This is a genomic window from Halobacterium hubeiense (genome assembly GCF_001488575.1).
In the GTDB taxonomy this organism is placed as follows: Archaea; Halobacteriota; Halobacteria; order Halobacteriales; family Halobacteriaceae; genus Halobacterium; species Halobacterium hubeiense.
Genome location: NZ_LN831302.1, coordinates 1305506 through 1318473, shown reverse-complemented (window position 1 = coordinate 1318473; position 12968 = coordinate 1305506). Strand labels below are relative to the sequence as shown.

Sequence of the window (12968 nt, the reverse complement as noted above, 5' to 3'; positions counted from 1 at the left end):
CGCTCGCCGCGACCGGCGCGCCGACCCCTCACTCCGGCAGCACGGGGCCGTCCTCGACGACGCGCGTCGTCCCGGCGTACTCCTTCGCGAGTTCGGCGTAGCGGTCGCCGGCGCCCGCCCAGAAGTCTCCCTCCAACTCTTGGCGGACTTCCGCGGGCGTCCCGACGGCGAGTACGTCGCCGGGAATCTCGGTGTCCTCGGTGACCGTGCTGTTCGCGCCGACGACGCTGCCCGGTCCGACTTCGGCGTCGTCGAGGACCACCGCGCCGATGCCGACGACGCTGCGCTCGCCGACCGTCGCGTCGTGGACGACGGCGTTGTGGCCGACGGTCGCGCCCGCCTCCAGCACCGCGTGCTCGTGGAGGGTCGCGTTGTCCTGGACGTTCGCGCGCTCCTCGAGCACGATGCGGCCGTGGTCGCCGCGCAGCACCGCGCCCGGCCACACGCTCGCTTCCGGTCCAATCTCTACGTCCCCGATGACGGTCGCTCGCTCGTCGACGTACGCCGACTCCGCGACCGTCGGCGTCACGCCGTCGTACGCTCGGAGCATATCCACAGTGTCGCGGCCCGCGATTACGTACTTTCGGGACGCGACAGGGACTACATTTATGCGGGTGGGTAGGTAACGGCTACCAAGATGACCGTACTCGAAGGCGAGCACCTCACGAAGAACTTCGGCGGCATCGTCGCCGTCGACGACGTCTCCTTCTCCATCGACAAGGGGGAGACCGTGGGCCTCATCGGGCCGAACGGCGCCGGGAAGTCGACGCTGTTCCGGCTCATCTCCGGGGTCCAGGAGCCGACTGAGGGCACCGTCTACCTCGACGGCGAGGACATTACGGGGATGACGCCGCACGAAATCTGTCACCGCGGACTCGTCCGCACCCACCAGATCGTCCACCCCTTCGAGAACCTCACGCTCGCGGAGAACGCCGCCGTCGGCGCGCAGTTCGGCGGCCGGAACTCCGGCGACCCCGAGGAGCGCGCGCACGAGGCCCTGGAGTTCGTCGGGCTCGACGACATGGCTCACACCACGCCGGACGAGCTCAGCGTCGGCGCGCTCAAGCGCCTCGAAATCGCTCGCGCGCTCGCGACCGACCCCGAAGTCCTGCTGTTCGACGAGGTCGCGGGCGGCCTCGACACCGACGAGACGGAGGCCATCGTCGAGCTCATCCGGGACATCGCCGACCGCGGGAAGACCGTCTTCCTCATCGACCACGTGATGCGCGCGCTGATGTCCGTCAGCGAGCGCGTGTTCGTCCTCGACAACGCCAACCTCATCGCCACGGGGACGCCCGAGGAGATTCAGAACGACCGCCGCGTCATCGAAGCCTACCTCGGGGAGAACGCCGGCGACGCGATGGGCGACACCGCCGACGCCGGCGCCGACTGACTACGGCTTCCCCGCGAAGTTCACGAACGCGTCCAGTTTCTCGCTGGCGTCCTCGGTGACGCTCTCGCCGTGGTAGACCAGCCCCACGTCGAAGTCGTACTCGACGAGTTTCTCTAGGGACTCCTCGGCTGTGTGGAGGTCCTCGGAGTAGTACGCCGGCGGCAGCACGAAGTGCCCCTCCGGGAGGCCGCGGGAGTCCGCGCCGAACAGCGCGTCCCCGATGACCGCGACGCCGCTGTCCTCGTCCACGAGCGAGTGGTGCTCGGACGCGTGCCCGGGCGTGTGGACGGCCGTGAACCGACCCACGTCGTCGCCGTCCCCGAACTGGTGGTCCGGCTCGTGGCCGTCGATATCGAGACCCTCCGGGAGCCACGTTTCGAGGTCGTAGCGCTCCACGAGCCCGGGGAGACCGCCGACGTGGTCGCCGTCCCCGTGCGTGACGACGAGGCGTTCCGGTTCGATGCCGAGGTCCGCGAGGGCGTCCGCGACCGCGTCGGTCGTGCCTTCGAGGCCGGCGTCCACGAGCGTCGGCGCGTCGCCGTCGAAGACGAACAGCCGGTAGCGGCCGCCGTTGAACTCCGCGAGCGTCACATCGTAGACGTCGGTGGCTGGCTCCGTGAGCATCGCCTCGACGGACGGCCCACGGCCCCAAAAACCTCCCCGCTCTCGGTTTCGGAAGACAGATTAAGCCAGTTTCCGTCCGTGCGAGCAAACGGTGTTCCAACGTGACGACTGAAACGACGTGGACGGACGTGCTCCGCGGGCAGTTCGACCCGGCGTGGCTCTCGCTGCCGGTCGGTATCGCCGCGGCCGCCGCCGTCCTCGTGTACGCGCCCGTCGAAGCCGACATGGCGAGCATCCTCGCCATCACCGTCTTCTCCATCAGCCTCTGGGTGGGTGCGCCCGTCGCCCCGTGGCTCACCGGCCTGCTCGCGGTCGGGCTGGTCGGCGCCGCCTTCTCGACGGACCTCGCGCTCACCGGCTTCCAGTCCGCCGCGACGTGGCTGGTCGTCCTCGGCATCCTGCTCGGGGAGGCCACCCGGCAGAGCGGGCTCGCCAGCGCGGTCGAACGCGCCGCGCTCGGCGTGCTCCCCGGGGACGCCGCCACGAACGCGAAGACCACGTACCGGAACCTGCTGGTCGTGCTGTGCGTGGCCGCGCTCGGGTTCGTCGTGCTCGTGCCCTCGTCGCTGGTGCGCGTGCTCATCCTCGGCCCCATCCTCATTTCCGTCGGCAAGCGCTTCTCGGACCGCAGCGCCCGCGTCGGCCTGTTCCTCGGGCCGCTGTTCGTCACCTACTACGCGGGCACCGGCATCCTCACCGGGTCGCTGGCGAACATCATCATCAACGGCCTGCTGGAGGCCAACGCCGGCGTCTCCATCGGCTGGATGGAGTGGGCGGTCTGGCTCGGCCCCGTGATGGGCGTCGGGCGTGCGGCCGTCATCACCGCCATCGCGTACGCGCTCTACCGGCCGGCCGACGCCGACGCCATCGACGTGTCCGACAACTCCGAGCACGGGACCGAGGCCGCCTCGGAGGCGCGGCGCATGATGGCGTTCCTGCTGGTCGGCGTCGCCATCTGGGCGACCGACTCCGTCCACGGCCTCCACCCGCTGTACGGCGCGCTCGTCGTCACCGTCCTCGCGTTCACGCCCCGCGTCGGCGTCGTCGGCGCCGACGCCGTCGAGAACGCCAACTTCTCCATCGTGTTCTTCCTCGGCGCCATCTTCGCCATCGCCGCCGGCCTCCAGCAGACCGGATTCACCGACGTCGCCGCCGACGCCATCCTCGCGTCGTTCCCGCAGGACGCGTCGCTGTCGGTCGCGCTCGCGTTCCTCGCGCTCGCGTCGCTGGCGCTGACGTTCCTCATGGAGGGGCTGGCGGTCGCGAGCGTGCTGACGCCCGTGCTCGTCGCGTTCGCCGAGAGCGCCGGCCTCCCGCTGTACCCGGTGATGATGACCGAAGCGGTCGCGCTCAACTCCTACTTCTTCCCCTACCAGTCGGCGGTCCTCGTGGCGATTCTGGGGCTGGACGTCGTGGACTCGATGGAGCTCATCAAGATGGCGGCGCTGTGCTCACTAGCAACGCTGTTCGTCCTGCTCCCGGTACAGATCGGCATCTTCGCGCTCGCGTTCTGACGGCGGTCGCTTCGAGGAGGGAGTCAGGTCAGTCGAAGTGGCGGTCGATGGCCTGCTGGCGCTGGACGGTGCCGGTGTCCGTGCGCGGCAGCGGCTCCTCGCGGACGACGTACTCGCGGGGGCGCTTGTAGTTCGCCAGCCCGTCGTGCTTGCAGCAGAAGTCGTCCAGTTCCTCGGCGTCGACGTCGGCCTCCGCGACGACGATGGCCGTGACCTTCTTCCCCCACTCGGGGTCGTCGCGGCCGAACACGAGCGTCTCCGCGACCGCGGGGTGGCCGTCGATGGCGCGCTCGACCTCCGCGGGGTAGATGTTCTCCCCGCCGCTGATGAACATGTTGTCCACGCGGTCGGTGATGTAGAGGAAGCCGTCCTCGTCGACCTCGGCGACGTCGCGGGTGCGCAGCCACTCGTCGAAGAACGACTTCTCCTCGGCCTCCGGGTTGTCGATGTAGCCGTCCGGGACGCCCGGCCCGCGCGCGATGATTTCGCCCTGCTCGCCCGGCCCGACCTCCGCCTCCGGGTCGGGGTGTTCGGTGACGGGCGCGGTCTCCACGACGCGCAGCTCCCACGAGAACGACTCCTTGCCGATGGTACCCGGGTGGTCGTCCTGCACCGAGGGGTGGGCGAACGTGAAGTTCGGGCCGCCCTCGGTCATCCCGTACGTGTTGTAGAGGTGCTCCGAGAGGAACTCCGAGGTGCGCTCGACCAGCTCCTCGGTGACGACCGACCCGCCGGTGCGGACGTACGACAGCGTGCTCGTGTCGTAGGGGTCGGCCGCGTTCTCCTGCACGTCGTTGAGCAGCGAGAGCTGCGTGGGCACCGCCAGCAGCCCGGTCGCGCCGTTGTCCTCGACCAGTTCCAGCACCTCGGCGGGGTCGAAGTCCTCGTGCAGGAGGACGGTCGCGCCCGCCATCCAGTGCGGGTACAGCCACGCGTCCGACGTGACCATGTGGTACCACGGCGTCGTCACGATGGCGAGGTCGGTCTGGTCGATACCGTGCTCCATCACGCCCTGGTAGGCGCCGGTCCACATCTGCTCGCCGTCGAACGCGAGGGCCTTCGGCGCCGAGGTGGTGCCGCTCGTGTAGAAGATGTTGGTCTTGCCGTCCGCCGGGAGGCGGTCGGGGAGCGTGAACGCGGCGGCGTCCAGCGCGTCCTCGTAGTCGACCACGTCGGGGTGGTCGACGGCCGCCGAGCCGGCGTGGAAGCCGACCGAGAGGTCCGCGCCGTCGATGACGTCGACGGCGGTGTCGGCGTTGGCGTCGTCGAAGAGGAGGGCGTCGGCGCCCGCCGTCTCGACCATGTCCACGAGTTCGCCGGCGGTCCCGCGGAACGCCAGCTGGACGGTCGGCGTGCCGCGCTTGTGACCGGTAATCATCGCTTCGGCGGCGGCCGGCCCGTTCAGCGTGAGGACTGCGAGCGGAGAGTCACCGACCGCGTCGGTGACTGCGTTCGTGAGTTCGGTGCTCCGGCGGTCGAACTCGTCGTACGTGAACGACCGACCGTCGTCGGTGAGGATGGCGGTGTCGTCGCCGTGGACGCGGACGCTCCGTTCGAATGCTTCCAAGTAGTGCATGCGTTGCTGTGCTGTGTGACCCAAGCCCACACCTGCTATTAACAGTGTCGGTTAATCATTCGGGATGCCGTCGGCGAGTTTTGCGGCGCGACGAACCAGACTTTTCCCGCCCAGCACCGAACTTCCGCCGTGACCGGCACGCACACCGCCCGCGGGGTCCTCGCGACCGTCCAGCCGACGTTCATGCTCCCGGCGGTCGGGCTCGCACTCGCCGGCGGCGCGCTCGCGCCGACCGTCTCGCTCCCGCTGGCCGCCGCTCACGCGGCCACCGTCGCCGCCGCCCTCTACACGGCGCACGTCGTCGACGAGTACGTTGACGCACACGTGCGCGGCGAGCACGACCCGGTGCTCTCGGCGACCGCCGCGACGGCCGCCGCGGTCGCGTCCTCGCTCGGGTTCAGCGCGCTCGCCGCGCTCCTGTGGGCCGCCGGTGCTCGCGAAGCGGTCGCCGCGACGCTCCCGCTGTGGGCGCTCGCCGTCCTCCACGCGCCAGTCCTCGACACGCACCCGCTGTCCGTCACCGTCGACTACCCGGTCGGCGTCGCGCTCGCGTTCCTCGGCGGCTACCTCGCCCAGACCGGCCGCCTCGCGCCCGGCGTCGCCGCCGTCGCCGCCCTCCTCGTCGTCTCGCTGTCCGGGCTGAAAGTCTCCATCGACCGACTCGACCGGGAGTTCGACCGCACCATCGGCAAGCGCACGCTCCCCGTGCTGCTCGGGGACCGCGCGAGCACGCGCGTCGGCGCCGCCATTCACGCGCTCGCCGCCGCGCTCGTCGTCGGGTTCGTCGCGGCGGCCGTCCTCCCGCCGCTCGCGCTGGTCGCCGGTGTGGTCGCGCTCGCCGACGCCGCGCTCGCGGTCGCCGTCGCGCCCCGATGGTCGGTCCGCGCGCAGATGGCGCTGGCGTACCCGTTCACGGCGGCGCTGCTCGCGGCGCAGTGCGCGAGCGCGGGCTGTGTGGCCGCAGAAACCGCGGGACTGGCGGGCTGACTACGAGTACGCGAGGTTGAGTTCGATGTCGTTCGTGGACGCGCGCAACTGGTCGAGCAGTTCCGTCTCGCAGCGCTCGCGGCTGACGCGGTGGGCCGGCCCCGCGACCGCCAGCGACCCCACGAGGGCGTCCTCGTAGCGCAGCGGTACCGCCAGCGCGTGGATGCCTTCGAGGTCCTCCCCGAGGTTCAGCGCGTACCCCCGCTCGCGGACCGCCTCCAGCTCCGCGTCCAGTTCCTCGCGGTCCGTGACCGTGTTCGGGGTGCGCGCGGGCAGCCCGTGGCGCTCCACCACGTCGTCGACTTCCTCCTCGGAGTAGTGCGCGAGAATCGCCTTCCCGCCGGACGTGCAGTGCATGTAGTCCCACGACCCCAGAATCGTGTCCACGTCGATGCCGGTCTCCCCGGCGCCGCCGTAGAGGTACATCACGCGGCCGTCCTCGGGCGTGAACAGCCACACCATCTCGCCGGTCGCCGCCACGAGGTCGTCGACGACCGGACGGGCCGCCCGGTAGACCTCGCGGTCGTTGCGCACCGCCTGCCCGTAGTTGAACAGCTCCAGCCCGAGGTGGTACTTCCCGTCGCGCTTCACGACGAACCCGTGCTCGCGCATCGTCGCGAGGTGGTTGTGGACGGTGCTCTTCGCGACATCGAGGCGGTCGGCGAGCTCCGTGACGCCCGCCCCATCTGACTCTCGCACCGCCGCTAACACCGCGAACAGCGTCTCGTCGGACTTCACCCCCGTTCGCGTCGTGGGCCCGTTTGGCATACGTCTCCGTTCGCGCGGAGCCACTAAACTGTTTCACGACGCCACACCACGCATCCGAAAACACAAGGAGGTCGTCCCGCGTAGGTGCGTGCAAACAGATGGCATCCAACGAACACGGCGTCCCGGGGCGCGACGCGACGCCTCCCGCGGCCGACGACCGGTCGGAGTACGACTACGTCAGCGGCGACGTCGAGCGACCCGGGCTCGTGGACGACCTCGAAGCCCGCGTGGACGGCGACGTGCGCTTCGACTCGTACACGCGCCAGCTGTACGCCACCGACGCATCCGCCTACGAGGTGACGCCCGTGGGCGTCGTCTTCCCCACCGACACCGCGGACGTCGCGGTGGTCGTCGACTACTGCGCGACCCGCGAGATTCCCGTCCTGCCCCGCGGCGGCGGCACGAGCCTCGCCGGGCAGACGGTCAACGAGGCCATCGTCCTCGACTTCACGCGGTACATGGACGGCATCGTAGACATCGACCCCGGGAGTCAGGAAGCTCGCGTGCAAGCCGGCGCCGTCCTCGAAGACCTGAACCAGCGGCTCGCGCCTCACGACCTGAAGTTCGCGCCCGACCCCGCGGCGGGCGACCGGAGCGCAATCGGCGGCGCTATCGGCAACAACTCCACGGGCGCCCACTCCCTGAAGTACGGGAAGACCGACGCCTACGTCGAGTCCTGCGAAGTCGTACTCGCGGACGGCTCGACGGCGACGCTCGGCGAAATCGGGGTCGAGGAGCTCCGCGAGCGCGCCGACGCGGACGCCGACGACCTCCTGCCGCGAATCTACGCGGGCGTCGTCGCCGTCCTCGACGACCACGCCGACGAGGTCGAAGCGCGCTTCCCGGACATGAAGCGCAACGTCTCCGGTTACAACCTCGACCGGCTCGTCGACGAAGCCAGCGACGGCACCGTGAACCTCGCGCGCCTGCTCGCGGGCAGCGAGGGCACGCTCGCGGTCATCACGGAAGCCACCGTCTCCCTCGAAACGGTCCCGGAGACGAAGTCCGTCGCCCTGCTCACGTACGACAGCGTCGTGGACGCCGTCTCCGACGTCACGCACGTCCTCGAACACGACCCCGCGGCGGTCGAACTCATCGACGACACGCTCATCGACCTCGCCAGCGACACCGCGGAGTTCGAGGACGTCGTGGCGCTGCTCCCGGAGGGGACGCGGGCCGCGCTCCTCGTGGAGTTCTACGCCGCGGACGACGATGACGGCCGCGAGAAGACCGCAGGACTCGTCGAGGACCGCGTCGAAACCGGCGACGACCGATTCGCGTTCGACGCCCTCGAAGCCCACGACGAGGAAGAGCGCGCGACCTACTGGAAGCTCCGCAAGTCCGGGCTCCCGATTCTGCTGGGGCGCACCAGCGACGCGAAACACATTTCGTTCATCGAGGACTGCGCGATTCCCCCCGAGCACCTCCCGGAGTTCGTCACGCGCTTCCAGCAGATTCTCGAAGACAACGACACGTTCGCGTCCTTCTACGCGCACGCCGGCCCGGGCGTCCTGCACGTCCGTCCCTTGGTGAACACCAAGTCCGAGCCCGACCTGGCGGCGATGGAGGACATCGCCGACCGCGTCACCGACATGGTCGTGGAGTTCGGCGGGAGCGTCTCCGGGGAGCACGGCGACGGCCGCGCGCGGACCCAGTGGAACCGGAAACTGTACGGCGACCAGCTCTGGGGCGCGTTCCGCGACCTCAAGACCGCCTTCGACCCGGACTGGCTGCTGAACCCCGGGCAGGTCTGCGGGGACGTCTCGATGACCGAGAACCTCCGGTTCGGCCCCGACTACGACTTCGACGCCGGCTTCGACGCGGAGCTGAACTGGGACAACGAGAACGGCCTCCGGGGGATGGTCGAACTCTGCCACGGCTGCGGCGGCTGCCGCACCGAACAGGACACCGCGGGCGGCGTGATGTGTCCGACCTACCGCGCCGCCGACGAGGAAATCACGTCCACGCGGGGCCGCGCGAACATGCTCCGGCAGGCGATGAGCGGCGACCTCCCGGACGATCCGACCGGCGACGAGTTCGCCGAGGAAGTATTGGACCTCTGCGTGGGCTGCAAGGGCTGTGCGAAAGACTGCCCCAGCGAGGTGGACATGGCGAAGATGAAGGCCGAGGTCTCCCACGAGCGCCACCAGCGCGAGGGCGCCAGCGTCCGCGACAAGCTGTTCGCGAACGTGGACGCGCTCGCCGCGCTCGGCAGCGCGACCGCGCCCGTCTCGAACCTCGTCTCGAAGGTGCCGGGCGCTCGCACGGTGATGGAGAAGACCGTCGGCATCGCAAGCGAGCGCACGCTCCCGACGTTCGAGCGCGAAACCCTCAAGGACTGGTTCGACGCGCGCGGCGGCACGACCGTCCCCGCAAGCGATGCCGACCGGAAGGCCGTGCTGTTCCCGGACACCTACACGAACTACGCGCACCCCGAAATCGGGAAAGCCGCTGTGCGCGTGCTGGAGGCCGCGGGCGTCCACGTGGACCTCGCCGAGCGCACCGACAGCGGCCGGCCCGCCCACTCGAAGGGCTTCCTCGACAAGTCCCGCGAGACCGCTCGGAAGAACGTCGCGGCCCTCGAACCGCGGGTCGCCGACGGCTGGGACGTCGTGCTCGTCGAACCGTCGGACGCCGTGATGTTCCAGTCCGACTATCTGGACCTCCTGTCGGGCGACGCCGTCGAAGCGCTCGCGGCGAACACGTACGGCGTCTGCGAGTACCTCGACGTCTTCCGGCTGGACGACGAAATCGAGTGGAGCGCGCCCGACGCGTCGCTGTCCTACCACGGCCACTGCCACCAGAAAGCCACGAAGAAAGACCACCACGCTGTCGGCGTGCTCCGGCGCGCGGGCTACGCCACCGACCCCGTTGACTCGACGTGTTGCGGGATGGCCGGGACGTTCGGCTACGAGGCCGAGCACCACGCCATGAGCGAAGCCATCGGCGACATCCTCGTCGACCAGCTCGACGACAGCGACGGCGACCTCGCGGTCGCGCCCGGCGCGTCCTGTCGGACGCAACTCGGCGACATGCTCGACGAGGATGCTCGCGACGCCGCGGACCTCGTCCCCGAGGACCGCGAGAGCCCGCCGACGCCGGTGGAACTGCTCGCCGCCGCCCTCTAGTCCTCGCTCTCGGCGAGGTACTGGCGGCCTTCCTCGGTCTCGCGGAGCATCTCGTCGAACACCGCCGCGTCCGTCTGGAACTTGTGGACCTGGTGGAGGACGGTGTTGTGGAACCCCGAGATGAACTCGCCGAACTCCTTGAAGAACTCGTGGATCCAGCGCTGCATCCGGTCGTTGTCCCGGAACTGCGTGATGAACTGCCAGTGGTATTCGGAGTCCGCGTTGAAGAACATCAACACGTGGGGGTCGTCCCGGAGCGCCCAGTAGCAATCCTCCCACTGCTCGGCGAAGTTCGGGTAGTGGAACGCCACGCGGAACAGGTAGTGGTTGAAGATGCTCTGGTCGGGGATGACCGTCTCCCGGTAGAGGCCGTCTTCGGCCATCTCGCGGAGAATCTCGCTGATGCGGTTGTGCGAGAGCTCGATGCCGTACTCGTCGGCGAGAATGCGGCTGAGTTCGCGCGTCGACGCGGTCGGATTGGCGACGCGCACCTTCAGAATGACGATGTTTCGGGGGGAGACCGACCCGTCACCGTTCGCTGGCATGCCCGTGAGTCCGAGGCCGCCCGTGAAATTCCTACTGGTTGGCGACCCTCAGAACGGGTACTCGCGGGGCTCGTGCTGGACGCTGATCCACTTCTGCTCGGTGACCTCCTCGAGGAAGTCCGTGGTGTTGTAGCCGCCGACGCCGGAGGCGTTCGTCCCGCTGAACGGGACGTGAGCCTCGTCGTTGATGGGCTGGTCGTTGACGTGGACCATCCCGGTATCCATCCGATTGGCGATCTCCCGACCAGTACCGAGGTCGCCCGCGTGCACGCTCCCGGAGAGGCCGTACTCGGTGTCGTTGGCCAGTTCGACCGCTTCGTCCACGTCCGAGAACGGGATGACGGGCGCGATGGGACCGAAGTGCTCGAAGCACGCCGCAGACATGTCGTTTGTCACGCCCGAGAGGACAGTGGGCTTGACGACCAGCGAGTCCTCGACGCCCTCCACGTCGGCGGTCTCACCGCCGGTCTCCAGCGTCGCGCCCGCGTCGATAGTCTCCTCGACGTACTCGAGCATCTCGTCGCGCTGGGACTCGTCGATGATGGGCCCGACGACCGTCTCGGGGTCGTGCGCGCTGCCGACGGGCAGCGACTCCGCGCGCTCGGTGAGTTTCCGGACGTACTCGTCGTAGACGTCCTCGTGAACGAGGTGGCGGTTGATGGAGATACAGACCTGGCCCTGATGGACGAACGAGCCGAACGCTGCCGCGTCGACGGCTTGGTCGAGGTCCGCGTCCGCGGTCACGATGTGGGCGTTGTTGCCGCCGAGTTCCATCGCGGGTACCGCGAGGTTCTCGCCGGCGAGCCCCGCGACGTGGCGGCCGACGGGCGTCGAGCCGGTGAACGCGACCACGTCGCTCTCGGGGTGGCTGGCGACGCGGTCACCGATTTCCGAACCCCGCCCCGTCACCACGTTCAGCACGCCTTCGGGAAGCCCGGCTTCCTCGAAGAGCTTCGCGATGAGGAGACCGCCCACGATGGGCGTGTTCGTGGCGGGCTTGAGGACGACGCTGTTCCCAGCGGCGATGGCGGGCGCGACCGCGCGCATCGAGAGATTCAGGGGGAAGTTCCACGGTGAGATGACGGTGACGACGCCTTTCGGCTGTCGTTCGACGATGTTCTCCTTGCTGGGGATGTTCGAGTCGGCGTGCTCGCCCTTCATCCGCCGCGGCAGCGTCGCCGCCTCGCTCGTCTGGTCGCTCGCGAGGTGGACCGACGTCCCGCCCATGATTGCGGAGCCGCCCGCCTCCCGTCCGAGCAGACCCACGATTTCGTCCTCGTGTTCTTCGAGGAGGTGGAAGACGTTCTGCAGTACTTCCTGTCGTCGCGCCGGCGGCGCCTGCGCCCACTCCGTCTGGGCCTCAGCAGCGGCCTCGTACGCTCGGTTCACGTCCGCTTCCGTTCCCTCCGGCACCTCCGCGACGACCTCGCGCGTCGATGGGTCCTCGACGGCGATGGTCTCCCCGCTCTCTGCGGGTACCCACTCGCCGTCGATGTACTGCGCGCTCCAATCCGCCTCGATAGAGAGTTCGAGTGACATCGTCTGATGTTTGTGCGCCGGCTCAGATAAAGGTACGCGCGAGTACACTCCCGGCGCGCAAACAATTTCAATATCGCAGAATAAGATTTATGAGTTGCTCAACGGGCGTGCGAGCGAGCAGCACTCGGCTGTGACACTCGGTCTCCGAACGCTACCGGTGCCTGTCGGACCGTCTGCGGTTTCGATTCACAATCAGTTAGGGTGGGTGGCGGAACCACGACGCCGAGTCACGAACGAACACGGCAGCTGTCTCCGCGTCGGAGTCAGTTTGAGTGTCCACGGTCGGAGTCAGTGATTGGCTGCTCGCGCGTGCACCCGCGTGCGGGGCCTTCTCTCTACCGCGGTACCAGCGACCGTGGTGAACTCGTCCGCACCGAGTCGTCTGCGGGTGTGGGAGAACACTTACTTCCTGGAACTATCTCACTCCGCCATCGGGGTCAGCTCTTCTTCGTGAACTCTCCGCGGTGTATTACCCGTGTGACGGTCCGGTCGTGGCGGGTTCGCCGCACCAATTCCTACACTGTTAAACTGTATTTCGCAATATACAACCCCAGTTTCGGGGCGAGTCGGCGAATGTCCTGCGAGCGGTCCGTAGACCGTTTCACCCTCGGGTTCGCGTTGACTGTGCACGGACCGTTGTTCGGTGCGCTCGACGAACGCTATCGCTGGCTCCTACCGTCTGGTCTCACTCTGCCGCGACCGAGTTACGACCCTCGTCCCGAGTCGCGACCGAATCTGTGCGCTGGCGCAACCCAGGGGATTCTAGCAGAGGTAGCTCAACAACCTAAGCTACCTATCGCAACTATCTTAGGTTGTGTATCTATTTTACCTGACGAACCTACCTCGTCTACCTATTCCCGTTGTTTTATGGCGGATGGCACGGAATCCCCACCT

At 68.5% G+C, this 12968-nt stretch carries 10 protein-coding genes; 4 read left to right on the top strand and 6 right to left on the bottom strand.

Features of this window, described 5'->3' with window-relative positions; genetic code table 11:
• Positions 1-28 precede the first annotated feature (28 nt).
• A complete protein-coding gene (locus HHUB_RS06800; protein ID WP_059056857.1) occupies positions 29-550 on the bottom strand; it encodes a gamma carbonic anhydrase family protein in 522 nt (173 codons plus the stop codon).
• 87 nt (positions 551-637) lie between these two features.
• Between HHUB_RS06800 and HHUB_RS06795 the strand changes: the two genes are divergently transcribed.
• Complete coding sequence (locus HHUB_RS06795; RefSeq protein WP_059056855.1) at positions 638-1393, top strand: ABC transporter ATP-binding protein; 756 nt, start codon at positions 638-640, stop codon at positions 1391-1393.
• Here HHUB_RS06795 and HHUB_RS06790 read toward each other — a convergent pair whose 3' ends face one another.
• Positions 1394-2017: an MBL fold metallo-hydrolase gene (locus HHUB_RS06790; RefSeq protein ID WP_059056854.1), complete on the bottom strand. Its 624-nt coding sequence runs from the start codon at positions 2015-2017 to the stop codon at positions 1394-1396. It abuts the gene before it with no gap.
• Between the two features lie 101 nt (positions 2018-2118).
• Between HHUB_RS06790 and HHUB_RS06785 the strand changes: the two genes are divergently transcribed.
• Positions 2119-3531 (top strand): SLC13 family permease, encoded by a 1413-nt coding sequence (locus tag HHUB_RS06785; protein ID WP_059056852.1) that lies wholly within the window; start codon positions 2119-2121, stop codon positions 3529-3531.
• 28 nt (positions 3532-3559) lie between these two features.
• On the opposite strand, the gene HHUB_RS06780 is transcribed toward HHUB_RS06785, so the two are convergent.
• On the bottom strand, positions 3560-5107 hold the full coding sequence (locus HHUB_RS06780) for a class I adenylate-forming enzyme family protein (RefSeq protein ID WP_059056850.1): 1548 nt from the start codon (positions 5105-5107) through the stop codon (positions 3560-3562).
• A 129-nt stretch (positions 5108-5236) separates the two neighbouring features.
• On the opposite strand from HHUB_RS06780, the gene HHUB_RS06775 reads away from it, so the two are divergent.
• A complete protein-coding gene (locus HHUB_RS06775) occupies positions 5237-6094 on the top strand; it encodes a UbiA family prenyltransferase (protein WP_059056848.1) in 858 nt (285 codons plus the stop codon).
• Here the strand turns inward: HHUB_RS06775 and HHUB_RS06770 are convergent, their stop codons facing one another.
• Complete coding sequence (locus HHUB_RS06770; protein WP_059056846.1) at positions 6095-6862, bottom strand: IclR family transcriptional regulator; 768 nt, start codon at positions 6860-6862, stop codon at positions 6095-6097.
• A 98-nt stretch (positions 6863-6960) separates the two neighbouring features.
• Between HHUB_RS06770 and HHUB_RS06765 the strand changes: the two genes are divergently transcribed.
• Positions 6961-9990: an FAD-binding and (Fe-S)-binding domain-containing protein gene (locus HHUB_RS06765; RefSeq protein WP_059056844.1), complete on the top strand. Its 3030-nt coding sequence runs from the start codon at positions 6961-6963 to the stop codon at positions 9988-9990.
• Here HHUB_RS06765 and HHUB_RS06760 read toward each other — a convergent pair.
• Positions 9987-10535, bottom strand: a complete 549-nt coding sequence (locus tag HHUB_RS06760; protein WP_059056843.1) for a hypothetical protein — start codon at positions 10533-10535, stop codon at positions 9987-9989. The genes HHUB_RS06765 and HHUB_RS06760 overlap by 4 nt on opposite strands.
• A 48-nt stretch (positions 10536-10583) precedes the next feature.
• A complete protein-coding gene (locus tag HHUB_RS06755; protein WP_059056841.1) occupies positions 10584-12074 on the bottom strand; it encodes an aldehyde dehydrogenase family protein in 1491 nt (496 codons plus the stop codon).
• Positions 12075-12968 lie beyond the last annotated feature (894 nt).